Source organism: Candidatus Koribacter versatilis Ellin345 (assembly GCF_000014005.1).
GTDB classification, from domain to species: Bacteria; Acidobacteriota; Terriglobia; order Terriglobales; family Acidobacteriaceae; genus Korobacter; species Korobacter versatilis_A.
The window spans coordinates 4,628,085-4,654,060 of the sequence record NC_008009.1 but is presented as its reverse complement, the minus strand read 5'-3'; the positions used below and the strand labels follow the sequence as shown (position 1 = coordinate 4,654,060).

Here is a 25,976-nt window from a genome sequence, read left to right as displayed (position 1 = left end):
TCGCGATAAGGACGGGGCACCCGGATTAGTTTGAATACATCGAGATGATGCGTTCGATTGCCCGGCTACAGACGCGGCAGAACTTCGTGTGGCGAGTGAACATGATGCAGTTCTCTTCCGGTCGGTAGTAGCCCTTGGCTTCGTAGTTCGCGCCTTCGAAGGCGCCGACTTTGCTCGGGTACTGATCGTCGCGGAAGAGCGCTTCTTCTTTCTCGCGCTCGCGGCGGAAGAGTTCTTCCATCTCTGTTTCGGGACGGCGATCGGCGCGCAGCTTGCGGCGCTCGGCCTGGATGCCTTTTTCAAATTCCTCGAATTCGGTTTTCTTCCAGGGCGTGGGTAAGGGCGTTCCGTTTTCGACCAGGTCTTTCCACTTGAGATTGGCGGGATCGAGGAGCGCTGTCACGTTTGGCTCCCACGGTTCTTTGCGCTTCGTCTCGGAGTTGTAGGCGACGTCGGAGGTGTAGTACTCATCCGCGAGGCCAGCGAAGTGGTGGCCGAACTCGTGGACGCCGACGTAGTTGGCCCAGGCGTTATCAATCGCAACCGTGCCGTAGAGATTGAAGATTCCGCCGCCACCGTAGGTCTTGCCGTTAACGAGTATTTCGACGAACTCATAGGGCGCGAAGGAAGCGGCATCACGCATCGCGCGATTTTCGGTGGTCAGGATATAGCGCTCGCTGTCGAAAGTGTCGTAGGTTGTGCCCAGCGGCGAACGATGATGAATGCCGGTAGACGGACGCGAGATTCCGGATTCTGCAGCCGGCGGGCAGAGACCCCAGACATTGAAGTCCTGACGATGTTCTTTGAATGGCGAGGTCGCGAAGAGCGTCTCGATGAACTTCTTCGCATCGGTTTCGAACTTACCGCGCTCGTCGGCGGTGTAGCCATCGCCCATCACGAGGAGGTCCACTTTGTCGGAGGACGGACCGGACTTCTGCAACTCAATGAGTGCACCCGGCGAGGCGGGACGCGATGTGTCGATGAACTTGTCGGCAGGATCGACGGAAGTCTTCCAGATTTCGACATAGCGCTCGTCTTTCCGTTCCTGCAGCGAGATGTCGACCGGAACGGATGGCGTAGGGAAGCGCAATGACTCGGAGAACGAGCGATTGGCGTTCTTGGCCTCGTCGGTTTCGCGCCACTCGCCGTAAATAGAGTTGAAACCCCGTGAATAGACGAGCCTGCCGCCCGCGTGCTCGCGGACTTCGAAGCGGTAGTTGCCCATCTGGGTGTCATCTATCGCCTTGCGAGGATTGCCGGGCCACGGAAGTGGTTCAAGCACAATGCGATCGAGGCTGAACCATTGTTCCTTGGCGTTGCCGTTGTGGTAGTAGTCCACCCGCATAGTGCGCGAAACGGACGCGTCGCTAGATTGGCGCGCGACCACGTGCGGCGAGCGGCCCAGAGAAAGAAGAAGAAGAAAGAGGAAGGAGCACAAAAGAATTCTGCCGGTCGGCTTCATGCGGGGATTGTATCTGGCGAGACAGTTTGTCTCAGTGGTGGAACCGGTTTCGGCGTTCCGACACGAGCAATCGGAGCGGCAGAAGCCAACTAGCACTTTGGCGCTAGCCTCGATTTTATTCATCAGAGTTGCCGGATAGTTATGGTAATTTTCTTGTCGCCTTCCCCGCCCGGCCCACTCATAAAAACGATGCTCCGACCCGATCGGGGCCGTGACTCCATGCACGAGGATGAAGCGAATGAGAAAGTTCTTCGCGTCCGTTTGGGGCCCTGCGGCGTTTCTTTGTGTGTTCCTTTCCGTGAGCTTTGCTCAACAAGCTTCAGGCCCTGATGCGAAGCACCTGAGTCCTTCGCAGCGGGAGTTCCTCGAACAGCGATCCGTTCCCGGTAAGGGCATTCCGGCTGGAGCCTATGCAAAAGCTGTAGAGCAGGCGCGCGCGATCCGCGCCCGGGAATTGGCAGCGGGAACGAATACTTCGCTGCCAGCGTGGTCACCGGCGAAGCCGAATGCGAATGACGACAGCGCGAATGGCAACGGAATCACGACCGGACGAGTGACTGCAATCGCGATCGATCCGACAACTTCCGGCGCGAGCCTCACGGTCTACATCGGCACCGGTGGCGGAGGCGTGTGGAAGAGCACCGATTCAGGTACGACTTGGACCCCCCTGACCGATACGCAGGCAAACCTGACGATCGGTTCGTTGGCGATTGATCCCAACAATCACAGCATCATCTACGCAGGCACCGGGGAACTCGATTTCGCAGCCGATTCTTATTACGGCGGTGGAGTTCTGAAATCCACGAATGGCGGAACCACCTGGAGCATGGTCGGCCAGAGTACCTTCGGAGCGGTGGAGGGAGCGTCGTTTACCTACAATGGTCCGGCGCGTATCGGAGCGATCGCGGTGCAGCCGAGCGTGCCGAGCGGAACACCCGTGGTTCTGGCCGGGACCGCCTACGGTTATCAAGACAGCACGCACAAGAGCGAGTCAGGCATCTGGCGTTCCACCGATGGCGGCACCACATGGAACCGCGTTCTCCCAGACTCCAGCACAGACATCCCGTATGCCTTTGGAACCTCGATCTTCTGGTTAAACAATACGACGGCGTACGCGGCGATCGGAAATGTTTACGGATATGCATCGGTGCCTGGTGGTGTTTACAAGTCCACCGATAGCGGTGCGACCTGGACGCCAGTGAATGGCTCGACTGGGCATGCGTTGCCAGTGGGCACGGATTTCGGGACCATCGTGATGGCGCCCGCCGTGAGCACACCGGGAACGATTTATCTCGCTGCGGAAGAAGTATCCACCGGCGGTGGTCTCCAGAACCTCTACAAGACCACTGACGGTGGCACAACGTGGAACCCGATCTCGACGCCATTGAACGCGGGGGGAACGACGAATGATTTCTGCGGAAGTTTCTGCTGGCACTCCATGGTGATTGCCGTCGATCCGGCGAACGCGAACAACGTCGTCGTCGGAGGAACTAACGGCGACAGCTTATACACGGACACGACGGGAGGTACGACCGGATCGAGTGCGTGGAAGTCGCTGAATACTGGCACAGCGGGGTTCAAGATTCCCCCAGGGATCCACGCGTTTGCATTCATCGCTGCTGGAGGCGCGTTCGTAGGCGGAGACAAGGGGCTTTGGAAGACGACGACGCTGTCCGCAGCTCCGCCCGCGGCGAAGAACCTGAACGGACCGACGTGGGAAGAGCTGAATGACCCAAACGACCCCAACTATTACGGGGGCTACTACGACGCTTACTACACGGCATACAACGGGCGCCGTAAAAAGGCTGTGCAAGCGCAGGAGTTCCCGATTGGCTCGGGAATGTATCAGGTCACGCCCACAACCATCAAAGTGATCAATATGCGTTGTCAGGGAACCCCGGCGGTTTTCGATCCGAACGCTTCAGTCGCGATGTTCGTGGCGTGTTCTCCGGCCAATGGCGGCCCGCAAGTGTCGCTTACGGGAGGTGATCCGGGGACGTGGAACCCGATGACGACCGGAATCAATCTGGCCGACAACTCGGCGTTCTATCCTCCGATCCTCTTCGTTCCCTATCCTGGGTTGCCGACGATGCTCTACGGTACGACGCACATCTATCAATCCACAAATGCAACGGATCCCTCGGCGCCCACGTGGGAAGACCTCGGCAGTGCAGCGATCGCGGAATTCGGAGGAGCGACTACGACCTTGGACACGGCACTTGCGCAGAATGGCGGACACCAAGGGACGGTAAGAGCCAGCACCTCGGCAATTACATCGGTGACGAACGACACGCTGTTCGCGGGATCCAACGATTCGTCGGTGAACTACTCGACGAACGGCGGCGTGAACTGGGCGCACATCCGCAGCATCCTGCCGTATCGTCCGGTGACTCGCGTGATGGCCGATCCGCTCGATAGTACGAAAGTCTTTGCGGCCTACGCAGGCTTCAGCGGCTTTGGCGATAGCGTGGGACATGTGTTCCTGTGTTCGATCACCAGTAACACCTGCACCGACGTCAGCGGCAATCTGCCGAATGCGCCGGTGAACGACCTGGCTTACGATCCCGATTTTCCGAACACGATGTTTGCGGCAACCGACGTAGGTGTCTTCACTGCGACGACTGGCGGAACCGCGTGGTCAACATCTGGAACGGGTTTGCCGAATGTCGTGTGCAAGAGCTTTACCGTCTCGGAAATCGATCGCACATTGCAGGTGAATACGCACTCGCGCGGAGTCTGGACCCTGAATCTGCCGCCGCTTGTGCTGGCGACGATGACGAACCCGGCGCCAGGATCAAAGTTCTCTGGTGCGAGTGCGAACTTTACGTGGAATGCCGGACAGAGCGCCACGGGCTACTCTCTCTACGTAGGAAGCACCGCCGGCGCGCACGACATCGCCTACGTGAATGCGGGGACAGCGCTCACCACGCCGGTGTCGGGACTGCCAACGAACGGCGAACGCTTGTACGTAACGCTGAACACGCTGATCTATGGCAACTGGCACGCGAATAGCTATACGTACGTCGCCAGCGGCACGGGTGCAGCGGCAACGATGACATCGCCGGCAAATGGGTCAACCTTCAGTGCGGCGAGTGCGACGTTTAACTGGACGGCGGGGGCGGGGATTACGCAGTACTCGCTATACATTGGCACCACCTCCGGCGCGCACGACATTGCTTACATCAACGCAGGAGCGGCACACACTACGACCTTCAACACTCTCCCGACGAACGGCGAGAAGATCTACATCGCCCTGTATTCACTAAACGGTAATACATGGCTGGCGAACTACTACGTGTACTACGCACCTGGAACCGGAACTGCTGCCACGATGACTTCGCCGGCGCCCGGATCGACATTTACCGGATCCTCGGCGACATTTAGCTGGGGCGCAGGCAATGGCATATCGGAATACTCGCTGTATGTAGGAACAACCGCGGGAGCTCACGATATCGCCTATGTGGATACCGGAAAGGCGACCTCAACGACGGTGAATACGTTGCCGACGAACGGATCAAAGGTGTACGTGACTCTGTATTCGTTGAATGGAAAAACGTGGAGGAAGAACTCGTACACGTATACGGCGAAGTGAACTCCCACCCTCCCCTTCGGGGAAAGGGTGGGGCACCCCGGCTTATCTGGGGACGTCGATGGCGTAGATTTCGCAATCGATGCCGAGGTCTACCTTCTTGCAGTTCGTGAAATAGAGCTTCTTGCCGTCTTTGGACCACTTGGGCGAAGTGGCTCGCCCTTCGCTGTTGGCGGCCTTGCGAACGCCGCTGCCATCCGCATTCATCACAAAAATCTCGTGATTGCCGCGCCGATTTGACGCGAAAGCGATCTGCTTGCCATCGGGCGACCACGCGGGCCAGCCATCGAACGCAGGATCGTTGGTGAGGTTTTTCGGATCGCTGCCGTTTTCATTCGCCAGGAAGACTTCAGAGTTGCGCTCGCCGAGCATGCGTCGGAAGGCGAGCTTGGTGCCGTCGGGCGACCAAACGGGAAAAGTATTTACGCCACCGCTGATGAGCTTGGTCGTCTCGTGAGTGGCGATATCCATGGCGAGGATATCGGAGTCGTTCTTTTTTGGCGGAGCGAGATCGTCATCGGTACAGAAGATGACGCGACGGCTGTCCGGAGACCAGCTCGGGTGGATCGTCTTCGATTCCTTCGGCGTGAGCGGCGTGACGTTGCCGCCGTCGGGATCCATGAGATGGATCTGCTCGACCTTCTCGTGGATTAGAACAAACGCGACGTGCTTGCCGTCGGGAGACCATGCGGGATCTTCGTGGTCGGCGTCGTCGCGGGTGAGTTGCAGCGGGTTCTTGCCGTCCAGTCCGACGCGAAAGAGCTGTTCTTTACCCGCCACAACCGAGATGTAGATCATCTCTTTGCCGTCGGGCGAAAAAGTCGGGTCCATATTCTGAGTGTGGGTGAACTGGTAGGCGATGCCCAGCGGTCCGCTCTGGGCAAGCGCGAGAGTTCCGACAGCGATCAGAGCCGAGACGAGAAACAGAAGCTTTCGTTTCATGAGATGCTACGACGATCTCGCATCATCGCGGTAAGCACAAGCGGGACGGACACACTTAATCCACGGACAAAATCAAACATGTGGCGTCGTCGGCGAAGTTGTTGTGGCAGTGTTCGGTAATTGCCGCGAACACCTCAGGCAATAGTTCGGACGCGCGCGCGGCCGGTCGCTGCTGGAAGAACGCGCTCAAACGTTCCTCGCCGAACTCGTTGCCATCTTGTTCGCCGGCTTCGTTCATGCCGTCGGTGTAGAGCACGAGCTTGTCGCCGGGCTCGAGCTGGAAGTGCGCGTCCTGGTATTGCCAATCCGAAATCTGGCCGAGAACGACGTCGGGCGTGTCGAGGCGCAGGCATTCACCGTTGCTGCGGATGACCATCGGCGGATTGTGGCCAGCATTCGTGTACATGAGATTGCGCGTCGCAGGCTCGTACACTGCGTAGAAGAACGAGATGAACTTGTCCACAGCGCCGTTGCGGCAGGCGAGTGCGTTCACGCGCTTGCAAAGCTCCGAGGGCTTCACCCAGTCGGCGGCGGTAACCTTTACCGCGGCCTGGAGATTGCTCATCATGAGAGCTGCGGGCAGGCCTTTGCCGATGACGTCGGCAATACAGATGCCGAGGTTGTCGCCGAGCTGGAGCACGTCGAAGTAGTCTCCGGCGACGGCGCCTGCGGGCTGGCACTGTCCGGCAATATCAATCCCGGAGATCTTTGGCAGAGTCGCGGGCATGAGCCGCTTCTGGACGGCCTGCGCTTCGGCGAGTTCGTGATCCTGTTTGAATTTGCGGAGGGTTTCGTCGCGGTGCGCACTGATGTGCTTCTCCGCGAGATGTAGAAGATGATTGTTGTCCCAGGGCTTCTGGATGAAGTCACGCGCGCCCATGTGCATGGCCTGCACGGCGAGTTCGATGCTGCCCCACGCTGTCATCACGATCACGGGTGGCGGTGCGGGCATATTGCGCAGGATGCCGAGAATCTCAAGACCTTCGCTACCGGACGTAGTGTCCCGGCGATAGTTCAAATCCATCAAAAGGAGATCGTACTTACCGGACTCCAGCTTGCTCAGGATCGCGTCGGGAGTAGACGCCGACTCAGCCGCATAGCCCGCGCCTTTCAACAGAATATGAAGGGCGTCCTGCACGTCCTGCTGGTCCTCACCAATGAGGATGCGGGCGGAAGCGGCAAGCGCAGCGCGGGTTTCGGCGGAACTGGAAGTTGAAGCCATTCGGGCGTCTCCGCGAATCCACAGTGCACTTCGAAGGCCAGCTATAGGTGCGTGGAGTCGTGTCGAAGAATGAGCAGGTTGCGAGAGAAGTCTGGAGGTCAAAATGTTCGAAGGCAGGGACGGAGTGTCCGTTTATGGACGCACAACAGAGTTGAGTCAGGGTTAAGGGTTTTGCCTGGAAAGCAAATATAGCACCTAGGTGTTACTTTCTGGCTTCAGAGAGGTTGCGTAGGGCGAAAGTCAGGAGTATGAATATTTTGATCTTCTTTCCCGCGGGAAACGAAAATCAACTCCTAGCAGAACAAGATAAAAGCTCTTTGGGGGAGCTTAACCTTGGACATTCAATCTCTCTTAGCAGAACTCAAGCACGAACGCGACCGCATTGAACAGGCCATCTCGGCATTGGAAGGCCTGGGTAAAGGCGGACGTACGACTGCGAAGGGCCGCAAAGGCCGTCGCCATATGAGCGCAGAAGCTCGCGCCCGAATTTCGGCGGCAATGAAAAAGCGGTGGGCGGCAAGAAAGAAAGCCGCTTAGCAGTCTTCGCGTTTCGGACGCGTTGAGCTTCCGATGTGGACTACCTCCCCTCTTCGGTAGCGAATCCGATGTGTGAAGAGCAGCCCGCTCGAGCAAGGCCAAGGGAGAACCCTCGCCCCCAAGTTCCTGCCGACTGGTGAATGCCGCACCAACCGCGGCGCAGTTACCGCGTGTTGTGCGCACACGGATTCCTGTGCCTGCTCGAAACGAGCGAGCGCAGTAATGTACCGCGGTTAGTTACCGCGCTGCGGCAGCGACTTCCGCGGTGGGGCAGAGTCGTGCCGTAAAATGCCGCAAGAACGGCGCTTCGTAGAGAAGCTCCATGCCATCCACATCTTCGCGGCGTTTCCACACTTCCAGCAGAACTTCGATCACATAATCAATGTGGCTCTGCGTGTACACGCGCCGCGGAATAGCGAGACGCACGAGGTCCATCTTGGCTGCCTTGCCGAACATCAGGCCACCGATCTCGACGGCGCGGATGCCTCCTTCAAGATAGAGCTCACAGGTGAGTGCGACGCCAGGAAATTGGTTGAGCGGGATGTGCGGCAAAAACGTGCGCGCGTCGAGATAGATCGCATGGCCGCCCGGCGGCTGCACGATCGGAACGCCAGCTTCCGTGAGTTTGCGCCCGAGGTAGCCGGTCGAAGTGATGCGGTAGCGCAAATAATCTTCGTGCAGTGCTTCCTGAATTCCTACAGCAATCGCCTCAAGGTCGCGGCCCGCTAAACCACCATAAGTTGGATACCCTTCGGTGAGAATGAGCAGGTTCTTCTCCTGCTGGGCGATGATGTCGTCGTTGGTACAAAGGAAGCCGCCGATATTCGCCATGCCGTCTTTTTTGGCTGACATGGTGCAGCCGTCGCCGAGCGCAAACATTTCCTGGGCAATTTCTTTCGGCGTTTTTTCGGCGTAGCCCGGCTCGCGCAGCTTAATGAAGTAGGAGTTCTCGGCGAAGCGGCACGCGTCAAAGTAGAGTGGAATTCCATATTTTTTGCAGACGGCGCTGACCTGGCGAGCGTTTTCCATGGAGACGGGCTGGCCGCCGCCGGAGTTGTTGGTGACGGTCAGCATCACCAGCGGAATGCGCGCGCGGCCGACTCTCTGGATGAGTGCTTCGAGCGCCTCGACATCCATGTTGCCCTTGAAGGGGTGAATGACTTCGGGATGGCGGCCTTCTTCGCGAAGGAGGTCTACGGCTTCGGCGCCGGTGAATTCGACGTTGGCGCGCGTGGTATCGAAGTGGGTGTTGTTAGGGACGACATCGCCCTTCTTGCACATTACGCTGAACAAGATGCGCTCTGCGGCGCGACCCTGGTGCGTGGGGATGACGTGCTTGTAGCCCATAATCTCCTGCACTGAATCGCGGAAGCGGTAGAAACTGGGGCTTCCGGCGTAGCTCTCGTCGCCCTGCATCACGGCGGCCCACTGCGCGGTGGACATGGCGCCCGTGCCCGAGTCGGTAAGGAGATCGATCAGGACATCTTCGGCGTCGAGGAGAAAGACGTTATACGACGCCTTTTTTAACAGCTCTTCGCGCTCTTTACGCGTGGTCCAGCGGATGGGTTCGACGCTCTTGATACGGAAAGGTTCAATGATGGTGCGGATGGGCATAACAGGCACACCTCTACAAAACCGTTTATTTTATGGAGTTCCGAAGGGGGAAAGCTGTGACCGCGCTCACTTTTGGAAGATGCGGATTCGCTTGCGACTAGCGGGCAAAAGAATTAGGCTCGCAGCGACAGAAGTTCACCCCGACGTCGAGGAAACCTGCTCCCTATGGCAATTTCAGCGCCGCAAAGTTCCAGCGCCAATAACAGCCAGGACGCTCCCGTAAAAACCAATTACAGCGCCATGGCCATGGTGACCACGCTGTTCTTCATGTGGGGATTTCTCACCTGTCTGAACGACATTCTCATCCCCCACCTGAAGGGACTGTTCGACCTGACTTACATGCAGGTGATGCTGGTGCAGTTTGCCTTCTTTACCTCGTATTTCGTGTTCTCGACGCCCTCAGGCAAGCTGATTGAAGCGGTCGGATACAAGCGTGCGATGGTTGCCGGACTCTGCACCATGGGAATTGGCACGATTCTGTTCGTGCCCGCGGCGATGGTGCCTTCGTATCCACTGTTCCTTACGGCCCTCGTGATTCTTGCCGGTGGCATGACGATCCTGCAGACGTCGGCGAACCCGTACGTCGCGGTGCTCGGACCGCCGAACACGGCGTCGAGCCGCTTGAATCTGACCCAGGCGTTCAATTCGCTGGGAACGACGGTGGCGCCCTACTTCGGCAAAATCTTGATTCTCGGAGCGGTGGCCGCTCCCGTTGCCGTGGAAGTTTTCCGCAAGATGGGTGACGCCGAGCGGCACGCATATCAGGTCGACCAGGCGAGCGCCATCAAGAACCCGTATATCGGGCTGGCGATTTCGTTGTTTGTATTGGCTGTGATCATGGGCTTGTTCAAGCTGCCGGTGATCCGATCGGTCGAGGGGCATGCCGAGGCGGGAGATTCGATCTGGCAACATAAGCAGCTGGTGCTCGGTGCAATGGGGATTTTCGTTTACGTTGGCGCGGAGGTTTCGATCGGCAGCTTCCTCGTGAACTACATGCACGAACCGAACATCGGGAACCTTACGCTCGAAAAGGCCGCTGGATATCTTACCTACTACTGGCTCGGCGCGATGGTAGGACGCTTCATAGGTGCTGCACTCATGGGGTGGTTGAAACTTAACCCAGGCAAGTATCTCGGTGTCAACGCACTCTTTGCAGCCCTGCTAGTGATCGCATCGATGCTCAGTGTCGGACACACGGCCATGTGGGCCATGCTCGCGGTCGGCTTCTTCAATTCGATCATGTTCCCCACCATCTTCACTTTGGGAATTGATGGTCTGGGTCACCTCACCGGAAAAGGCAGCGGCCTCCTCATCGCGGCGATCATCGGCGGAGCGATTATTCCACTGGTTCAGGGCTATTTCGCCGATCGCATGGGCATTCACCATGCATTCTTCTTGCCGGTGCTCTGTTACGCCTTCATCGCGTACTACGGTTTTGTCGGCTCAAAGCATGGTCATGAGGCCGTGGCGGGTTAATCTGTAAGTGATGGAGAAAATTCGCTGCGCTGCAGTTCTGTTTGATTTAGATGGCGTTCTGGTTGACTCCACACCCGCGGTCACGCGGGTGTGGGCACGTTGGGCCGCCGTACACGGCTTCGATGCCGACGAGGTAGTGCATAACGCGCATGGGCGCCCCAGCATCGAGACCTTGCGCGAGTACCTGCCCAACGCCGATCACGAAAAAGAAAATCGCGAACTCGAACGCCAGGAGATCGAAGACGTTGAGGGCGTGATCCTCCTTCCCGGCGCCCAGCAACTTCTGGCTACTTTGCCGCCCGAGCGCTGGACGATTGCGACTTCCGCCACCCGAGCCTTGGCCAAGGTACGAATTGAAGTGGCGGGTCTGCCGGTTCCGCCGCGAATGATTACGGCTTCAGAGATCACACGTGGCAAGCCGAACCCCGAGCCGTATTTGAAAGCAGCAGCTCTGCTGGGATTTCCGGCAAGCGAATGTGTGGTATTTGAAGATGTACCTGCCGGCATCCGCGCTGGCAAAGCCGCGGGCGCGACGGTGATCGCCCTACGCACCACGGTTCCGGATAAGGAATTGCGCGCGGCGGGAGCAGATTTCGTGCTCAACAGTTGCGCCGATGTCACGGTAGAGTCGTTTTCAAGCGAAGGCATTGTGCTCGCGTTAAACGACGGAGAGAAAAAATGAGAACATTAGTCGGATTCCTTGCGCTGATAGCGATGAGCCTGCCTTGTTGGGCCGCAGATGTCGAAACCAAGTATCAAGTAGCCCCCGAAGATCTGGTGAAGCAGATGCAATCAGCGAAGGCGCCGCTCATTCTGAATGTCGGGCCGCAGAAGCTTTTTGAGCAGGCGCACATTAAGGGCTCGGAATACATTGGTGCCGGTTCGAGTGCGGAAGGCATCGCGAAGCTCAAAGAGCGCGTCAAGACGCTACCGAAGAATGCCGCGATCGTGCTGTACTGCGGATGCTGTCCGTGGGACCACTGCCCGAATATCAATCCGGCTTTTGCGGCTTTGCACGAAGCGGGCTTTACGAATGTGAAGGTGCTGTTTGTGGCGCACAACATCGGCACTGACTGGGTGGACAAGGGCTATCCGGTGGAGAAGGGGAAGTAGTGACGCGCAAGATCATCCTCGTCGTTATTGTGTTCGCCGTGGCCGGTGTGATTTTCTGGCAGAACCGTGGTTCGAAGTCTGCCGCGCCGGGTCAACCTGCAGCCAGCAAGACCACTGGGCCGCAGTTCACGGTGACTGATCTGAACGGGAAAACCATCGATTCCGCGAGCCTGCGCGGCAAAGTTGTTCTCGTAGATTTCTGGGCGACGTGGTGCGTGCCCTGTGAAGGTGAGATCCCGCACCTGATCGAGTGGCAGGACAAGCACGCGAACGACGGTTTCCAGGTGGTTGGCCTTTCGATGGACGACACTGCCGGACCGGTGAAGACCTACGTCGAGAAGAAGAAAATGCAGTACCCGGTAGCGATGGCCGACGACAAAACCATCGCGGCGTTCGGCGGCGTGCTGGGTTTGCCGGTGAACTTCATCATTGGTCGTGACGGACGGCTCATCGCCCGCCATGCGGGTGTAACCGACATCAACGTACTGCAACAGGAAGTTGAGCGCGCGCTGGCGGAGAAGTAGTTCTATACGCGGTGGGCAGCGATGCCGCTCAAAGCAAGGTTGTAACGAATCGCCTTGAGCAGTATGTCGATCGAGACTGGCTTCGCAATTGGTGTGTCGACGTAAGGAGCGCTGGTCGGATCGTTTGTGAGCGCAATCACGCGAACGAAAGGGTTCGCGACTTTCAGGCAAGACGCCAATAGCGGGACATCCATGTTGCCAGTGTCCTCCAGCACCACGACGCTCACCCCGGAATTTTTCACATAACTCAGGGCGGACTCGGGCGACTCGACACTCGCAACTCCGATCCCACTGGCTACCAGGGCATGTTCACGGCAGTTGTTGTCCACGCCGGGCGTGCCGACGTACAGGATGCTGTTGGTGATCTCAACCATATCGGTTGAGAGTAGCGGCCCTCGTTACAGCAGCGTATCCCACACTTAGTAAGCCGCTTAACACAGAGGTGGAATTCGCGATCGCCGCCCTCTATCGCTGCGCGATAGAAGGGGTTCCCCGCAATCTATTTGCTCTGCTTGCCGTTAACGACCTGCAATTCGTTCGTCACTCCGAATACGCCCGGGATGCCATTCGCGGCGATGTTGGCCAAGTCCTTGTCTCCCTGATTATTCACGTAACCGATCAGGCGAATGCGTCCTCGGTCCACGATGATGTGGATGCTGGGCGCCGCTTCCCACGCATATTGCGAGAGCCCGCCCGTACTGAAGATCTTGCGGTAAGCTTCGCGACGGATACGCACGTCATCGGGAAACGGTGTGAGCAACTTGATGTTGTTGGTAACAGTGCCAACGCCTTCTATGTCTTTCACTGCATTCTCAGCTTGTTTGATAAGGGTGCCGTCATTCACTGCGCCGTTGAGTTCGACGTTCGCCCCGCGCACTTCGAAGCCGAGGTCGTCGAAGATGCTGTAGTAGGGAAGCATCAGCAGCTCATGTCGCACTTCCTTGGCGATGCGGGTTTCGTTCTTATCGCCGGAAGGACTGGCAACGGCCTTTACGTCGGGGACGACGGGATCAATCTTGATTTGTGCGAATGCCGCGGTGCTGAGCAGCGCAGCCAATAGGAGTCCAAACGCTCTTTTCATAAGTACACTCCTCCCTTATTTAGATTGGACGGACGAAGTTTGGATTCATCGGGCAGGAACGGTGATGTAGCGCCAAAGCGCTCAGGTTAGCTGCTGCGGCGGAACCCGAAGATGAGCAGCCCAGCGCCAACCAGGCACAGCACGCCACCGACCGCGGGCGGCAGCATTTGGTCATGGTGCGTCGTCACGCTAAGTGAGGCGTCGCCGAGGTTTACACCATGCCGTTCCGAGTGCGGCACAGGCACGACGAAGGAAAGGATACCCAGGACTAACACAATGATTCCAATGATGGCTAACGGACGCATGAATTCTCCCGAATTCAGAGTTGCAGGTAAGTGAGATGCGGGTTCCACGTAAATTGCTGTAAACGCCCCGCCGTGAATTCTTGCTTTGCAGCCAACCCTTCGCCACAGCGACGGACTCTCGTTAATGGAGACGAGGAGAGTCCATGCCCGATAAGTCCCTGCCTAATCGCTGGTTGATTGCCGTTGCCGCTGTGATCATGCAGATTTGCCTGGGCGCTGTGTACGGCTGGAGCGTTTTCGTGAAGCCTTTGGTCGGCGGTGAGCACTGGACGCTGACCGAGGTTTCTCTGAACTTCACCATCGCGCTGGCGTTCCTCGGCGTGGGCACGGTGATCGGTGGCTTGTGGCTGGATCGCGTCGGTCCGCGCATGGTTGCGACGGTCGCCGGCGTGCTCTACGGCATTGGATACATCGTGGCGAGCATCGGCGTAAAGAACCACTCGCTTACGGTGCTCTACATCGGTTACGGCGTGTTAAGCGGCGTCGGCATGGGCATGGGCTACATCTGCCCGGTGGCGACGATCGCCAAGTGGTTCCCCGATCTCCGCGGCTTGATGACCGGCGTCGCGGTTGCGGGGTACGGTGCCGGCGCGCTCATCATGAGCCCGATCGCGGCGAAGTTGATCGTGTCACGGGGGATTCCTTACACATTCCTCGGCATGGGTATTGTGTACGGGGTGCTGGTGATCCTTACCGCGCAGGCATACGAAAATCCGCCGGAGGGCTGGCGTCCGGTCGGCTGGCAGCCAACTTCTGCGGTGTCGAAATCGGCGACGACCGAGACCTTCACCGTCGCCGAAGCAATGCGCACGTGGCAATTTTGGCTGCTGTTTGCCATGCTCTTCCTCAACACCTCTGCGGGAATCATGATCATCAGCCAAGCCTCGCCTATGGCACAGCAGATCGTGGGGCTCACAGCGATTTCCGCGGCCGGAATCGTCGGCTTAATCTCGATCTTTAACGCCGCAGGCCGCGTGTTCTGGGCATGGATGTCGGACCTCATCGGACGTGGCACGGTGTACTTCCTGCTCTTCGCGATCCAGGCGGTGATTTTCTTCGCGCTGCCGCACCTTACCACGCGGGCACTTTTCGCTACCGCCGTGGCGATCGTGGGTCTCTGCTATGGAGGCGGCTTCGGTACCATGCCGTCGTTCACCGCCGACTTCTTCGGCGCGAAATTTATGGGTGGGATCTACGGATGGATCCTGCTGGCGTGGGGCGCAGCAGCCATCCCGTCGCCGCTGATGATTGCGCACATCCGCCAGACCACGGGGCAGTATCGCCAGGCGATTTATGTGATCGGGATCGTGATGGTCGTGTCGCTGGTGCTGCCGATCTTGGCGCGGAAGCGACCACGCAAGGGAGCGGTGGTGCCCATCAACCAGTCGCGCGCGGCGTAATGCGAAGCCACCGCTTTGCGAAGTCACAGCCCTCCTGTGATCTATCGCACAACGACCTGTGTCCCAGGTCACTGATTTCCTTGCGCACCCTCATGGAATATGACCATGTGGGGCATTCCCAACAGACACACTAGTTCTTTGACAATCTGCCAACGCGGCCATTCCGCATTGCTCGGAAAGCGCACCGCGGTCAGCCGACCTCGCCGTTCGCTTCTCCTAAGCGCGTCCTGTCACTGCGAGGAGCTGCGGAGCCGCGACGTGGGAATCTGCTGTTCTCTCGTCAGCTAAGTCTATATTTTTGAAGATTTTGCCTATAACTCTTTATTTTTGAATATTTTGCAGACAAAAGATCCCTAAAATATTGAAAACAAAGATTCGCTCAGGGGATAGGAGGTTACTTGGCAGTTACGCTTTCGCCCGAGCCTTGTTTCCATTCTTGGATGACAGGATATTCAGGATCTCCGTCAGTCCGCGCTTCACTTCGCGCAGGCCATCGCTCGATGCAGCCTTCGGGAACGGCAACCCGGATTGCGCCTTCGCCGGCTTCGACTCGGCCTTCAATCGCTCGCGCGCTCCCGCGATCGTGAATCCCTCATCGTAGAGCAGCTTCTTCACGCGGATCGCAAGGTCCACCTCGCGGCGCCGGTACATCCGCTGGCCGGTGTTGCTCTTGGTCGGCTTGAGCTGCGGGAATTCTGTTTCCCAGAAGCGCAGCACGTACGCGGGCAACGAGAGCAGCTTCGCAACTTCACCGATGCGGAAATAAAGCTTATCGGGAATGACGAGCTCTTCGTTCTTCTTCGAGCGAGTTTTCTTTGTGGCTGCCATCGAGGGTGACATCGTTCTCCTTGCGGCTTAACCATGGCCTTTCGGAGTTCTTCGACGTAATGGGCGCACTACGCTGCTGCCAGTATACAAACTACGAGCGAATCTGCCGCCGTTGAGACGACAGCTTACTCTAAAGTTTTCGTTGAAGGAACACTTCAATTGATCTCCGCTTCAATAAGCAACAACTCTCACCAGAGCTGCTGAGATCCGACGGGCCCAAAGATAAAAAACCCCCGCATTCCTGCGGAGGTCTCTAGACGATTTCTGTTGCCGTTGGGGCCTTAACTACTTCTTCTTTTTCTTTGCGGCTTTCTTTGCGGCTTTCTTCGTTGCCATGTTGGTAGCCTCCTTTTTTAGAACCTTCTCCCTTGAAAAAGAAGATTCCGATTTTGTGGCCCACTTCTGTTCAGTCACCCTCATACCTTGTATCAGGATGACCACTGACCCAAGATTTTGGGGGTGCATACCAAAAATGTCAATAGAAATTTCGCAAATTTCACTTGCGCATCTGAGTTCGAGCGAGTCGTCAAGGGGGTGACGATAAACTCTGTGGATGGCGCGCAAGTTTGATCCTATCGAGCTTGAGATTTTCAAAAGCATCTTCCACTCGATTGCCGAGGAGATGGGTGCGGCGCTACGACGCACCGCGTTTTCTCCCAACATCAAAGAACGTCGCGATTATTCTTGCGCGGTCTTCGACGCTGCAGGCCACGCGCTCGCGATGGGCGATCACATGCCGGTGCACCTGGGCTCGATGCCGATGAGCGTGGCAGCCGCGCTGCAAGACCTGGTGCTCGAACCCGGCGATGTCGCGATGGTGAACGATCCGTTCCGAGGCGGAACCCATCTGCCGGACATTACGTTTGTAGCGCCCGTATTCATTGGTAAGAACAAGAAGCCGGATTTCTTTGTGGCATCGCGCGCGCACCACGCGGATGTCGGCGGAACGTTCGCGGGATCGATGGGTCTGTGCAGCGAGATTTACCAGGAAGGCTTCCGGATTCCGCCGGTGAAGCTGGTGCGTCGCGGGAAGATGGATCGCGATCTGCTGGCCCTGTTGCTGGCGAACGTGCGTACGCCGCGCGAGCGCGAAGGCGATTTGAGCGCGCAGATTGCCGCGTGCCATACCGGCGAAACGCGGCTGCGTGAAGTCTGTGCGCGCTACGGGCTAGCGCGGGTGCAGCAGGCGGCTGACGCACTGCTGGACTATTCCGAGGCGATGATGCAATCGCTCCTGGCGCAAATTCCTGTGGGAAGCTACGAGGCAGAAGATTTCCTCGATGACGACGGCGCTCCGGTTGCGGGAACGAGTGAGGTGCACGCCTCGAAGCCAGTTCGAATCGCAGTGAAACTCACATTCGCGCGGGAGAAGAAGCGCAATGTGGTGACCGTAGATTTCACGGGAACCGACCCGCAAGTGAGTGGGAGTACGAACGCGGTGGAGGCGATCACTTACTCGGCATGTTTCTACGTATTCCGCTGTTTGCTGGCGGAAGACGTGCCGGCAACCAGCGGATTAATGCGGCCAGTGCGTTTGATCGCGCCGAAAGGGACGGTGGTGAATGCCCGGCCACCAGCGGCAGTCGCGGGCGGCAACGTGGAGACGTCGCAACGAATTGTGGATGTGCTGCTGCGCGCGCTGGCGAAGGTAATGCCGGAGCGGATTCCAGCGGCTTCCTCCGGAACCATGAACAACCTGACCATCGGCGGAATCGATCCCCGCACCGGCGAGCCCTTCGCCTATTACGAGACGATCGCCGGCGGGTCCGGAGCGAATACCGACGGCGACGGCGCAAGCGGTCTGCATACGCACATGACGAACTCGCTCAACACGCCCGCAGAGGCGCTGGAGTATGCCTATCCCTTCCGCGTAACGCGCTATGGGATTCGGCGCGGAAGCGGTGGAGCGGGGAAGCATTGTGGCGGCGATGGCATCGTGCGAGAAATCGAGGTGCTGACGGATGCGCAGGTCACGTTGCTCTCGGAGCGACGAACGATTCCGCCGTATGGAGCAAAAGGCGGATCACCGGGATCGCTGGGCAAAGCGGCGATCGTGGGCTCGGAGGCGCGAACAATCCCAGGCAAAGCGACTGGGAAACTAAAGAAGGGCGAACGGATTCGCGTGGAAACCCCGGGCGGTGGTGGCTGGGGCCGCTGAGACGCATCGATGACCGTCTATCCCAATACGGAAGTGCCAGCGGGTCCGCTGCTCAGGAGAGCGTCGCGGAGTGATAAAATGACCGGTTTGCACGCTAGTCTGCGATCCCTCTGTACGCTTCGGCGTGCGTTGGGGAGCGGCTTGCATCGTCAGTGAAAGCGCCTTCCTATGCCGAATACAATGCTTGCAGTTATGAAACCCGAGGCCGCTCCAGGCTCGGAGATTCGCGAAGTTCCTGTTCCTAAATTTGGACCGAACGAAGTCCTCGTCAAAGTTAAAGTTGCTTCCATCTGTGGTACCGACCTCCACATTTACAACTGGGACCAGTGGGCCCAGCGCCGCATTAAGCCGCCGCTCATCCCCGGCCATGAGTTCTGTGGAGACGTGGTTGCGGTGGGTAGTGAAGTAACGCTGGTGAAGGAAGGCGATTTTGTTTCCGCCGAAATGCACGTGAACTGCGGGAAGTGCCTGCAGTGCAGAACCGGACAGGCGCATATTTGCCAACACGTGAAGATCATCGGCGTGGACGCGAACGGCGCTTTCGCCGAGTACGTGGTGATTCCGGAGTCGAACATCTGGAAGCTGGATCCGGCGATTCCGCAGGAATACGCCTCGATTCTCGATCCGCTCGGAAACGCGGTGCACACAGTGCTCGCGGGCGACATTGCTGCGAAGACCGTTGCGATCACGGGCTGCGGACCCATCGGGTTGTTTTCGATCGCCGTGGCGAAAGCCTGTGGCGCGACGAAAGTGTTCGCCATCGAAGTAAATGAACACCGGCGCGCGATCGCCAAGAAGATGAAAGCCGACTTCGTGCTCGATCCCACGAAGGACAACGTGAAGCAGGTGGTACTCGATAACACTGAGGGCGTGGGTGTTGACGTTCTGCTCGAAATGGCTGGACGCCAGGACGCGATCAAACTCGGCTTCTCGATCCTCCGGCTCGGGGGACGCGCGTCCTTGCTCGGAATCCCTGGCAAGCCCATCGAGATCAACCTCGCGGAAGACATCATCTTCAAGGGCGCGATCGTGCAGGGCATCAACGGCCGCAAGATGTATGAGACCTGGTACCAGATGGAAGCGCTGCTCAAGGCCAAGATGCTCGATCTGCATCCGGTGATTACCGACAAGATCCCGATGAAGGACTTCAGCACGGCGATGGCGCGATTGCAGAGCGGTGAAGCCAGCAAGATTTTGATGTATCCGAATGGGACGAAATAACCTGTGGGACTGGATGCCAGTGTCGCGTGCAACTGCGTTCGCGAGGGCAGAGCTAAGCCACATCCGTTTCCTGAATTGCTTGAGATCGACGAATACGGCGAAGCGGTCCTGAGAGATGGGGCATCCGAGAAACAATGGATTGCGCATGATCATTGGGTCGCCCAGTCCTGTGAACATCAGGGCTTCCTTGTGAACGATCGTCTGGGAAACATAGCGACGATTGCCCATGTGCGATCCGTTGTTGCAAGCTGCGGGAAGAACGCCCCACTCCTCTTAACTCGAGTTCTATACAGCGGAACGCATTGTGGAGACGTAATCGCGGAAACAGCCGAGCTCATCCGTGAAATAGATTCGACACTCGAGGTCGTGAAGGACGAGCTTTCCGTTGACTTACTAACTCAATTGAGGAAGATCGCAGCCGTAAGCGTTGCTTCCGGCAACCCTCTCGTTTTTTGATTTAATCGGAGAACACTGATGTCCACCACAACCCGTACCAATCCGCTCTCTTACCTTACCGATCAGATGAACGAACTGAAGGCCAAGGGCACGCATTTCCGTCTGCGCGTACTGGAAGACGAGCAGGAAGCGGTATGCACGTTCGACGGCAAGAAGGTGATCAATCTCGCGTCGAACAATTACCTCGGCCTGACGACGCATCCGAAGCTGCGCGAGGCGGCGTTGGAGGCGACAAAGAAGTACGGTGTAGGCTCGGGTGCGGTGCGGACGATTGCCGGCACGATGCGCATCCACATGGAACTCGAGGAGAAAATTGCGCGCTTCAAGAACGTCGAAGCTTGCGTTGTCTTCCAATCTGGCTTCGCAGCGAACGCCGGAACAGTTTCGGCGATTCTCGGCAAAGAAGACTTCATCATCTCCGACGAGCTGAACCATGCTTCGATCATTGATGGCGCGCGGTTATCTCGAGCGAAGATCCTGGTATTTCGGCACAAGGACGTCGCGCATGCCGAGGAGCAGCTCGCGAGCATAAAAGATCAACCGGGCAAAAAGCTGGTCATTAGCGATGGCGTCTTCTCAATGGATGGCGACATCGGGCCGTTGCCGGGGCTTTGTGACGCGGCGGAGAAGTATGGCGCGATCATGATGGTAGACGACGCGCATTCGTCCGGTGTGCTCGGGCGCAACGGCCGAGGCACGATCGACCATTTCAATGTGCACGGGCGCGTGGACGTCCAGGTGGGAACGCTCTCGAAAGCAATTGGCGCCCTGGGCGGATATGTTTGCGGGTCGAAGGACCTGATCGATTTCCTCTATCACCGCGCCCGGCCGTTCCTGTTCTCGACGTCGCATCCGCCGTCTGTCGCAGCAACGTGCATCGCGGCGTTCGATGTGCTGGAGCAGGAACCGGAGCGGATCGAGAAGCTGTGGGAGAACACGCGCTTCTTCAAGAAGGAACTCGGGCTGATCGGATTCAACATTGGTGGCCAGAACACGCCTGCCAGCGAGACGCCGATCACGCCGATCATCGTGGGAGAAGGACGGTTGGCGATGCAGTTCTCGCGCGAGTTGTTCGACGAGGGCATCATGGCCACCGGTATCGCGTTCCCCACGGTCGCGGAGGGCAAGGCGCGCATCCGGACGATCATGACCGCGACGCATACTCACGATCAGCTCACGCAAGCGTTGCAGATGCTGAAGCGAGTCGGTAAACGGTTGGGTATTGTGAACTGAGCCGAAAAGTTGGAAAAATAGGAGACGCGTCGAGTTGGCGCGTCTTTTCTATTCGTAGCGAAGGGGTCCTTCGACTTCGCCGCTACGCGGCTTCGCCCAGGATGACAGGGGGTTCTTGTGTATCGATGGTTATTAATCTGCGCTACGGTACTCATGCTTGGTGGATTTGCGCTTGCCGAGGGTGAGCAGCAATTCGCGGATCTTGGGCAGTGCAAGGTCGAGAGCGGCGAGACTATCCAGAATTGTCGCATCGGGTATCGCACTTGGGGCAAGTTGAACGCGGAGCAGTCGAATATCGTGGTCCTGCTGACGTGGTTCACCGGAACGAGCGAGCAGCAGGCCGGGAGCGTGGGCGCCGATAAATACGTGGATCCCGCGCACTATTACGTTGTCGCGATTGATGCGCTGGCGAATGGCGTGAGTTCATCACCGTCAAACAGCAAAGCGCAGCCGAGAATGAAGTTTCCGCAGATCACCATCGCCGACATGGTGGAATCGCAGCATCGGTTGTTGACCGAGACGCTGAAGTTGAAGCACATTCGCGCTGTGCTCGGTGGTTCCATGGGCGGGATGCAGGCGTTTCAATGGGCGGTGCAATATCCGGATTACATGGACGCGGTGATCTCCATCGTGGGCACCACGCAGATGACAGCACACGACCTGTTGCTGTGGCGCGCGGAGAAGAATGCGATTCTCGAAAACAAGAACTTTAACGATGGAGATTACAAGGCGGGCTTGCTGATTCCGTCGGTGGCAGACATTCACCACTTGGAGTTGACGACGCCGGACAGAATCAACGACGACACGCTGCCAAAGAACTTTCCGACGGCAGCGGAGAAGATCGAAGCGTCAGAGACGATGGACCCATGCGATCGGTTGCGTCAACTCGATGCGATGATGACGCACGACATCTCGATGCGATTCAACGGACAGATGTCTGGCGCGGCGAAGGCGGTGAAGGCACACATGCTGATTATCGTGTCGAACAGTGACCACATGGTCAACCCGCATCCGGCCATGGTGTTTGCCGAGCTATTGCTGAATGTCCCGATGCAGCTCGATTCTACTTGCGGCCATCTTGCGCCTGGATGCCGCGAAGAACAAGTGGTACCGGCAGTTCACCGAGCTCTCGAACTGAAGTCATTCTTGCAATGATTATAGGTGCTACGAAGGCACGCTAGTCGGACGCTGGATGGTCGTCGTTGCCGTCGCAATCGTGCTTGCGAATGTGGTCATCGCAATAAAAGCGATCGCACTTGTAACACTTGGCGCCGATGGGATTGGGGCAGACGCTCGTCCAGTCGCCGCCGTGAACATGGTGCGGGATTGGGGCATTGCAACTGTGATGATGCTCGAGATGCATACAGATACTCCAATAAACTGGGGAGAAAGCATACCGCAGGTTGGGCCAACGCGGGTCGATTTCCGATGAATTTATCGGGCCTTCCAGTCGCGCAAAACATCCTTGACACTTTTGTGCTTCAGGAACCGCGCATAGTTTTCCAGTGACGCGAATGTTTGTGAACGCATTCGATCTACATAAAGAGTCCCGTTCAGATGATCGATTTCGTGCTGAAGAATGCGCGCGTACCAACCCGAAGCCTCGATCCGGCGCTGGGCCCCGTTTTCGTCAAGACAGGTGACTCGGACCTTGCGATAACGCGGGACGACCGCGATGAAGCCGGCCACGCTGAGGCAGCCCTCGAAGAAATCCACTTGTGATTTTCCGAGTGGCTTGAGGACCGGATTGATAATCACGTGGAAGGGGACGGGCACGCGCCCGCGTTCCGCGAGTTGTTCAGTGGGGATGTCTTTCGAGTACTCCGCGCGGTCCTCGATGATTGCTAGCTGAATCGGCACACCGACCTGCGGCGCGGCCAAGCCGACTCCAGGCGCGTCTTCCAGAGTGTCGCGCATGTCTTCGATGAGGCGGGCAATTTCGCGGCTGGCTATCTCCTTGATCGCGAGCGGCTCCGCCGGAGTGCGCAGAACTGGTTCGCCCGCCTGGACGAGTTTCAATCGCATCGCGGCATCATACATGGCAAATGGCGTGCTAGGCATCCCGAGCAGCCCAAACAGGCGTCCAACTTCTGTTGCAAGTTTAGTTAACAGTGGAGGGCGAAAATGCTTACGATCCTGGTTGTTGTGTTGGTGTTGATGTTGATTGGTGTATTCCCGGCTTGGCCTTACAGCCGAAGCTGGGGCTATTACCCGAGCGGCGGGCTTGGAGTGATCGTTCTGATCCTGGTGATTCTGCTGCTGATGGGAAGAGTGTAGGCCGGAGGTGCAAATGAAATTGACGCTGAGCAAATTGATGATCGCAGGTCTCCTGTGCGCCGGTATTGCGCCGATTGCAATCGCACAAGATACGCAGAGTTCAAAACAGGATGTGAAGGACGCCGGGTCAGACGTTAAGGACGCGGCGAAAAAGACAGGGCACGCGACGAAAAAGACGACAAAGAAGGTCGCGCACAAGACGGCGAAGAAGACCAAAGAGGGCGCCGAAAAGGTAGAAGACAAAACCCAGCCGCAATAGGCTGGGTTCGTTTTAAGAGCTGGATGCGCTTTACGCGGCGGCAGTCGCGCTCTGGTTCAACAGGGCGGACATCAGGAACTTTGCGACTTCGACCGGATCGGCGAGCAGTTGCCGGCCATCCGTGACGTACAATTCACCGTCGCCGAGCATCGAGAGCGGGAGATCATGCTCTTCATGCTTTTCTGCAGCAGACCCTTCGAACCTATTTAATTGAATTGAATGTGCCTTCAAATCCAGGGAGGCGACAAGGCTGCGGTTCGCGGCGTCCTGTTTGATCTGGATCGCGTCACCGCTCAGCATCTCGCAGGCGATACGGCTCTTGGCTTCCGGAACATATCGGTTGACCGAGGTCACGCGATTTTCAAGGGCCGAAACAACTTCGCTCCAAAGATTACGGCAGCGTGTTTCAATTCCGAGGTTATTGTGCATGGATTATTCTTTCTGTGCGGTACGGATCCAGAGCAAACCCGTTGACAAGAAAGAGTCTAGTCTTCCTTGCGACGAAGCAAAGAGTACCCCGGTCATACGTCCTTTGGTTACCTTGCGAAAGCGGAGTTTCAATTTGGGACAGGAGCGGTAAACCCTTGCAAATCTGGACTTTCACAACGATTGTTTGGCTCGGGTCGTTTGCGGCGGGCTTACTCGGATCGCTTACCGGATTGGGCGGCGGCGTGGTCATCGTGCCTCTACTCGCCTTGTTCCTGCACGTTGATATTCGCTACGCAATTGGGGCGTCGTTGGTATCGGTGATCGCGACGTCTTCGGGAGCAGCGGCTGCCTACGTCCGCGAGGGCTACTCGAATATCCGCATCGGGATGTTCCTGGAAATCGCGACGACCTTCGGCGCGCTGGCCGGGGCTTATCTCGCGACACGAGTTGCTACGTCGTGGATCGCCGTGATCTTCGGCATGGTGCTGCTCTACTCTGCCTATCTCTCATCACGACAACGAACGGGAGATGTGGTGGACCAATCGCGCGACAAACTCGCGACGGCGCTGCGATTGAACGGATCATTCCCGGGGACGAATGGGCCGCAATCGTACAACGTGCACAATGTTCCCACGGGATTCAGTTTGATGTTCGCGGCGGGAACGTTGTCGGGTTTGCTCGGGATTGGTTCGGGTGCGGTGAAGGTGCTGGCGATGGACCAGGCGATGCGCATCCCGTTCAAGGTCTCAACCACAACCAGCAATTTCATGATCGGCGTAACGGCAGCGGCGAGCGCGGGCGTGTATCTCAGCCGCGGCTATATCCATCCCGCGTTAGCGATGCCGGTGATGCTGGGAGTGCTTGCCGGTTCGATGCTGGGAGCGAAGGTTCTGGTAAGAGCGCGCGTGAAGGTGCTGCGTTGGGTGTTTGCAGGCGTGATCGTGGTGCTCGGTTTCGAAATGATCTTCAACGGACTTTCAGGGCGCTTATGAATGGAATGAGCGATACGAGGATGGAGCAGATTGTCGGCGTGATGCTGCGCACGGGCGTGCTCCTGGCGGCGTTCGTAGTGTTCGTCGGTGGGGTGATGTACTTGCACTCCGCTGCGCATCAGCCGAGAGACTTCACCGAATTCCATAGCGTGCCGGAGGCGCTGAAATCCATCCCGGGCGTGTTGCATGGAACGGGCGTGCTCGATGCGCAGTCCATCATTCAGCTTGGGCTGCTCCTGCTGATCGCCACGCCGATTGCGCGAGTATTGTTCTCGGTTGGGGCGTTCGCGTTGGAGAGGGATTGGCTCTACGTTGTTTTGACTTTCGTGGTACTCGGAGTACTTCTGTTTAGCCTTTTGCAGTCCTCCTGAAATTGTGACTTATGTCGCAGACGCCTCGTCCGGGCCCTCCGTACACTTTCGGCAATGGAAACGTACGGCATTCTGAATAACCGCAAGCGAGCGATCATCGCGCTGGTGCATTCCTTCGTCTTTCTTGGGATTGCGATGATAAGACTCGCGTCGGCGCCGAAGGCTGGGCTGCTGCTGCCGCAGCGGGCGTTTACGGCAGGGAACATCGCAGTGTTTTGCGTGTATTTCATCGTGACGAGCGTGCTGCTCATCCTCACCGGTTATTCGCGCTGTCTGCGGGAGCGTGCCTACTTTGCGTTCTGCTCGGCAAGCGCGAGCGTTGGATTGCTTCGGGCAGTTGTTGGAGACCCGGTTTCTCACGTCGGCCCAATTGCTCGTGTGCTCTTGTTAGGCACCGCGGTTGTGATTGGATTTGCGATCCTCTCTGCGCATTCGCAGACGGCGACGCCGGCAGAAACTTAGTAAATTATCTAGGACAAGAAAAATG

At 57.7% G+C, this 25,976-nt stretch carries 28 protein-coding genes; 16 read left to right on the top strand and 12 right to left on the bottom strand.

Features of this window, described 5'->3' with window-relative positions; all coding sequences use genetic code 11:
• Nucleotides 1-25: 25 nt before the first annotated feature.
• The gene (locus ACID345_RS20400) at nucleotides 26-1,462 is read right to left on the bottom strand and encodes an IgA Peptidase M64 (RefSeq protein ID WP_148210200.1); all 1,437 of its coding nucleotides are present in this window, start codon (nucleotides 1,460-1,462) and stop codon (nucleotides 26-28) included.
• A gap of 238 nt (nucleotides 1,463-1,700) precedes the next feature.
• Between ACID345_RS20400 and ACID345_RS20395 the strand changes: the two genes are divergently transcribed.
• Entirely contained in the window at nucleotides 1,701-5,054 is a 3,354-nt protein-coding gene (locus ACID345_RS20395; RefSeq protein WP_011524733.1) for a sialidase family protein, read from the top strand.
• Between the two features lie 42 nt (nucleotides 5,055-5,096).
• Here ACID345_RS20395 and ACID345_RS20390 read toward each other — a convergent pair whose 3' ends face one another.
• Together ACID345_RS20390 and ACID345_RS20385 are read right to left on the bottom strand one after the other, a co-directional pair.
• Nucleotides 5,097-5,993 (bottom strand): LpqB family beta-propeller domain-containing protein, encoded by an 897-nt coding sequence (locus ACID345_RS20390; protein ID WP_011524732.1) that lies wholly within the window; start codon nucleotides 5,991-5,993, stop codon nucleotides 5,097-5,099.
• A gap of 55 nt (nucleotides 5,994-6,048) precedes the next feature.
• Nucleotides 6,049-7,215, bottom strand: a complete 1,167-nt coding sequence (locus ACID345_RS20385) for a PP2C family protein-serine/threonine phosphatase (protein ID WP_011524731.1) — start codon at nucleotides 7,213-7,215, stop codon at nucleotides 6,049-6,051.
• A gap of 333 nt (nucleotides 7,216-7,548) precedes the next feature.
• Between ACID345_RS20385 and ACID345_RS20380 the strand changes: the two genes are divergently transcribed.
• Nucleotides 7,549-7,752, top strand: coding sequence for a hypothetical protein (locus ACID345_RS20380; protein ID WP_041855937.1), 204 nt, complete (start codon nucleotides 7,549-7,551; stop codon nucleotides 7,750-7,752).
• 237 nt (nucleotides 7,753-7,989) lie between these two features.
• Here the strand turns inward: ACID345_RS20380 and ACID345_RS20375 are convergent, their stop codons facing one another.
• Nucleotides 7,990-9,366 (bottom strand): tryptophanase, encoded by a 1,377-nt coding sequence (locus ACID345_RS20375; protein ID WP_011524730.1) that lies wholly within the window; start codon nucleotides 9,364-9,366, stop codon nucleotides 7,990-7,992.
• A gap of 165 nt (nucleotides 9,367-9,531) precedes the next feature.
• Between ACID345_RS20375 and ACID345_RS20370 the strand changes: the two genes are divergently transcribed.
• From ACID345_RS20370 to ACID345_RS20355, 4 genes are read left to right on the top strand one after another with little or no spacing between them, the layout of a single operon-like run.
• Nucleotides 9,532-10,842 (top strand): sugar MFS transporter, encoded by a 1,311-nt coding sequence (locus ACID345_RS20370; protein WP_011524729.1) that lies wholly within the window; start codon nucleotides 9,532-9,534, stop codon nucleotides 10,840-10,842.
• Between the two features lie 10 nt (nucleotides 10,843-10,852).
• Entirely contained in the window at nucleotides 10,853-11,524 is a 672-nt protein-coding gene (locus tag ACID345_RS20365) for an HAD family hydrolase (RefSeq protein WP_041855936.1), read from the top strand.
• On the top strand, nucleotides 11,521-11,955 hold the full coding sequence (locus ACID345_RS20360) for a rhodanese-like domain-containing protein (RefSeq protein WP_011524727.1): 435 nt from the start codon (nucleotides 11,521-11,523) through the stop codon (nucleotides 11,953-11,955). Before ACID345_RS20365 ends, ACID345_RS20360 begins: the two co-directional genes overlap by 4 nt.
• Nucleotides 11,955-12,479 (top strand): TlpA family protein disulfide reductase, encoded by a 525-nt coding sequence (locus ACID345_RS20355; RefSeq protein ID WP_011524726.1) that lies wholly within the window; start codon nucleotides 11,955-11,957, stop codon nucleotides 12,477-12,479. Before ACID345_RS20360 ends, ACID345_RS20355 begins: the two co-directional genes overlap by 1 nt.
• A gap of 2 nt (nucleotides 12,480-12,481) precedes the next feature.
• On the opposite strand, the gene ACID345_RS20350 is transcribed toward ACID345_RS20355, so the two are convergent.
• The 3 genes from ACID345_RS20350 to ACID345_RS20340 all read right to left on the bottom strand — a co-directional run bounded on the left by ACID345_RS20350 (nucleotide 12,482) and on the right by ACID345_RS20340 (nucleotide 13,865).
• Nucleotides 12,482-12,853, bottom strand: coding sequence for a transcriptional regulator (locus ACID345_RS20350; RefSeq protein ID WP_011524725.1), 372 nt, complete (start codon nucleotides 12,851-12,853; stop codon nucleotides 12,482-12,484).
• A gap of 125 nt (nucleotides 12,854-12,978) precedes the next feature.
• A complete protein-coding gene (locus tag ACID345_RS20345) occupies nucleotides 12,979-13,560 on the bottom strand; it encodes a BON domain-containing protein (RefSeq protein WP_011524724.1) in 582 nt (193 codons plus the stop codon).
• Nucleotides 13,561-13,646: 86 nt separating this feature from the next.
• Complete coding sequence (locus ACID345_RS20340) at nucleotides 13,647-13,865, bottom strand: hypothetical protein (protein ID WP_041855935.1); 219 nt, start codon at nucleotides 13,863-13,865, stop codon at nucleotides 13,647-13,649.
• A 143-nt stretch (nucleotides 13,866-14,008) separates the two neighbouring features.
• Between ACID345_RS20340 and ACID345_RS20335 the strand changes: the two genes are divergently transcribed.
• Nucleotides 14,009-15,265 (top strand): L-lactate MFS transporter, encoded by a 1,257-nt coding sequence (locus ACID345_RS20335; protein WP_011524722.1) that lies wholly within the window; start codon nucleotides 14,009-14,011, stop codon nucleotides 15,263-15,265.
• A gap of 405 nt (nucleotides 15,266-15,670) precedes the next feature.
• Here the strand turns inward: ACID345_RS20335 and ACID345_RS20330 are convergent, their stop codons facing one another.
• Nucleotides 15,671-16,093 (bottom strand): MerR family transcriptional regulator, encoded by a 423-nt coding sequence (locus ACID345_RS20330; protein ID WP_228370682.1) that lies wholly within the window; start codon nucleotides 16,091-16,093, stop codon nucleotides 15,671-15,673.
• Between the two features lie 253 nt (nucleotides 16,094-16,346).
• Entirely contained in the window at nucleotides 16,347-16,493 is a 147-nt protein-coding gene (locus ACID345_RS27070) for a hypothetical protein (protein ID WP_187148876.1), read from the bottom strand.
• Between the two features lie 153 nt (nucleotides 16,494-16,646).
• On the opposite strand from ACID345_RS27070, the gene ACID345_RS20320 reads away from it, so the two are divergent.
• The 4 genes from ACID345_RS20320 to ACID345_RS20300 all read left to right on the top strand — a co-directional run bounded on the left by ACID345_RS20320 (nucleotide 16,647) and on the right by ACID345_RS20300 (nucleotide 22,316).
• Nucleotides 16,647-18,251, top strand: coding sequence for a hydantoinase B/oxoprolinase family protein (locus ACID345_RS20320; protein ID WP_011524720.1), 1,605 nt, complete (start codon nucleotides 16,647-16,649; stop codon nucleotides 18,249-18,251).
• 168 nt (nucleotides 18,252-18,419) lie between these two features.
• Nucleotides 18,420-19,472, top strand: coding sequence for an L-threonine 3-dehydrogenase (gene tdh, locus ACID345_RS20315; protein WP_011524719.1), 1,053 nt, complete (start codon nucleotides 18,420-18,422; stop codon nucleotides 19,470-19,472).
• Between the two features lie 474 nt (nucleotides 19,473-19,946).
• Entirely contained in the window at nucleotides 19,947-21,161 is a 1,215-nt protein-coding gene (locus ACID345_RS20305; RefSeq protein ID WP_011524718.1) for a glycine C-acetyltransferase, read from the top strand.
• Between the two features lie 117 nt (nucleotides 21,162-21,278).
• Nucleotides 21,279-22,316: an alpha/beta fold hydrolase gene (locus tag ACID345_RS20300; protein ID WP_011524717.1), complete on the top strand. Its 1,038-nt coding sequence runs from the start codon at nucleotides 21,279-21,281 to the stop codon at nucleotides 22,314-22,316.
• 22 nt (nucleotides 22,317-22,338) lie between these two features.
• Here ACID345_RS20300 and ACID345_RS26700 read toward each other — a convergent pair whose 3' ends face one another.
• Together ACID345_RS26700 and def are read right to left on the bottom strand one after the other, a co-directional pair.
• Nucleotides 22,339-22,524 carry a hypothetical protein gene (locus ACID345_RS26700; RefSeq protein ID WP_148210199.1) on the bottom strand — a complete coding sequence of 62 codons (186 nt, stop codon included), beginning with the start codon at nucleotides 22,522-22,524 and terminating at the stop codon, nucleotides 22,339-22,341.
• Nucleotides 22,525-22,595: 71 nt separating this feature from the next.
• Entirely contained in the window at nucleotides 22,596-23,186 is a 591-nt protein-coding gene (def, locus tag ACID345_RS20290; protein WP_041856997.1) for a peptide deformylase, read from the bottom strand.
• 99 nt (nucleotides 23,187-23,285) lie between these two features.
• On the opposite strand from def, the gene ACID345_RS26405 reads away from it, so the two are divergent.
• Together ACID345_RS26405 and ACID345_RS20280 are read left to right on the top strand one after the other, a co-directional pair.
• Nucleotides 23,286-23,438, top strand: a complete 153-nt coding sequence (locus ACID345_RS26405; protein ID WP_011524714.1) for a DUF3309 family protein — start codon at nucleotides 23,286-23,288, stop codon at nucleotides 23,436-23,438.
• Nucleotides 23,439-23,451: 13 nt separating this feature from the next.
• Complete coding sequence (locus tag ACID345_RS20280; protein WP_041855932.1) at nucleotides 23,452-23,697, top strand: hypothetical protein; 246 nt, start codon at nucleotides 23,452-23,454, stop codon at nucleotides 23,695-23,697.
• Nucleotides 23,698-23,727: 30 nt separating this feature from the next.
• On the opposite strand, the gene ACID345_RS20275 is transcribed toward ACID345_RS20280, so the two are convergent.
• Nucleotides 23,728-24,051 carry a hypothetical protein gene (locus ACID345_RS20275; protein WP_228370681.1) on the bottom strand — a complete coding sequence of 108 codons (324 nt, stop codon included), beginning with the start codon at nucleotides 24,049-24,051 and terminating at the stop codon, nucleotides 23,728-23,730.
• A gap of 230 nt (nucleotides 24,052-24,281) precedes the next feature.
• Between ACID345_RS20275 and ACID345_RS20270 the strand changes: the two genes are divergently transcribed.
• Genes ACID345_RS20270 through ACID345_RS20260 form a run of 3 tightly spaced genes read left to right on the top strand, consistent with a single transcriptional unit; the run spans nucleotide 24,282 to nucleotide 25,951 of the window.
• Nucleotides 24,282-25,118 (top strand): sulfite exporter TauE/SafE family protein, encoded by an 837-nt coding sequence (locus ACID345_RS20270; RefSeq protein WP_011524711.1) that lies wholly within the window; start codon nucleotides 24,282-24,284, stop codon nucleotides 25,116-25,118.
• Nucleotides 25,119-25,123: 5 nt separating this feature from the next.
• Nucleotides 25,124-25,489: a DUF1634 domain-containing protein gene (locus tag ACID345_RS20265; protein WP_041856995.1), complete on the top strand. Its 366-nt coding sequence runs from the start codon at nucleotides 25,124-25,126 to the stop codon at nucleotides 25,487-25,489.
• Nucleotides 25,490-25,543: 54 nt separating this feature from the next.
• Entirely contained in the window at nucleotides 25,544-25,951 is a 408-nt protein-coding gene (locus tag ACID345_RS20260) for a hypothetical protein (protein ID WP_011524709.1), read from the top strand.
• Nucleotides 25,952-25,976 lie beyond the last annotated feature (25 nt).

Bases quoted from the DNA above. Each gene is read 5' to 3' on its own strand.
- ACID345_RS20400 (WP_148210200.1), bottom strand. From the start codon at position 1,462: ATGAAGCCGACCGGCAGAATTCTTTTGTGCTCCTTCCTCTTTCTTCTT.
- ACID345_RS20395 (WP_011524733.1), top strand. From the start codon at position 1,701: ATGAGAAAGTTCTTCGCGTCCGTTTGGGGCCCTGCGGCGTTTCTTTGT.
- ACID345_RS20390 (WP_011524732.1), bottom strand. From the start codon at position 5,993: ATGAAACGAAAGCTTCTGTTTCTCGTCTCGGCTCTGATCGCTGTCGGA.
- ACID345_RS20385 (WP_011524731.1), bottom strand. From the start codon at position 7,215: ATGGCTTCAACTTCCAGTTCCGCCGAAACCCGCGCTGCGCTTGCCGCT.
- ACID345_RS20375 (WP_011524730.1), bottom strand. From the start codon at position 9,366: ATGCCCATCCGCACCATCATTGAACCTTTCCGTATCAAGAGCGTCGAA.
- ACID345_RS20370 (WP_011524729.1), top strand. From the start codon at position 9,532: ATGGCAATTTCAGCGCCGCAAAGTTCCAGCGCCAATAACAGCCAGGAC.
- ACID345_RS20365 (WP_041855936.1), top strand. From the start codon at position 10,853: ATGGAGAAAATTCGCTGCGCTGCAGTTCTGTTTGATTTAGATGGCGTT.
- ACID345_RS20360 (WP_011524727.1), top strand. From the start codon at position 11,521: ATGAGAACATTAGTCGGATTCCTTGCGCTGATAGCGATGAGCCTGCCT.
- ACID345_RS20350 (WP_011524725.1), bottom strand. From the start codon at position 12,853: ATGGTTGAGATCACCAACAGCATCCTGTACGTCGGCACGCCCGGCGTG.
- ACID345_RS20345 (WP_011524724.1), bottom strand. From the start codon at position 13,560: ATGAAAAGAGCGTTTGGACTCCTATTGGCTGCGCTGCTCAGCACCGCG.
- ACID345_RS20340 (WP_041855935.1), bottom strand. From the start codon at position 13,865: ATGCGTCCGTTAGCCATCATTGGAATCATTGTGTTAGTCCTGGGTATC.
- ACID345_RS20335 (WP_011524722.1), top strand. From the start codon at position 14,009: ATGCCCGATAAGTCCCTGCCTAATCGCTGGTTGATTGCCGTTGCCGCT.
- ACID345_RS20330 (WP_228370682.1), bottom strand. From the start codon at position 16,093: ATGGCAGCCACAAAGAAAACTCGCTCGAAGAAGAACGAAGAGCTCGTC.
- ACID345_RS20320 (WP_011524720.1), top strand. From the start codon at position 16,647: ATGGCGCGCAAGTTTGATCCTATCGAGCTTGAGATTTTCAAAAGCATC.
- tdh (WP_011524719.1), top strand. From the start codon at position 18,420: ATGCCGAATACAATGCTTGCAGTTATGAAACCCGAGGCCGCTCCAGGC.
- ACID345_RS20305 (WP_011524718.1), top strand. From the start codon at position 19,947: ATGTCCACCACAACCCGTACCAATCCGCTCTCTTACCTTACCGATCAG.
- ACID345_RS26700 (WP_148210199.1), bottom strand. From the start codon at position 22,524: ATGCATCTCGAGCATCATCACAGTTGCAATGCCCCAATCCCGCACCAT.
- def (WP_041856997.1), bottom strand. From the start codon at position 23,186: ATGCGATTGAAACTCGTCCAGGCGGGCGAACCAGTTCTGCGCACTCCG.
- ACID345_RS26405 (WP_011524714.1), top strand. From the start codon at position 23,286: ATGCTTACGATCCTGGTTGTTGTGTTGGTGTTGATGTTGATTGGTGTA.
- ACID345_RS20280 (WP_041855932.1), top strand. From the start codon at position 23,452: ATGAAATTGACGCTGAGCAAATTGATGATCGCAGGTCTCCTGTGCGCC.
- ACID345_RS20265 (WP_041856995.1), top strand. From the start codon at position 25,124: ATGAGCGATACGAGGATGGAGCAGATTGTCGGCGTGATGCTGCGCACG.
- ACID345_RS20260 (WP_011524709.1), top strand. From the start codon at position 25,544: ATGGAAACGTACGGCATTCTGAATAACCGCAAGCGAGCGATCATCGCG.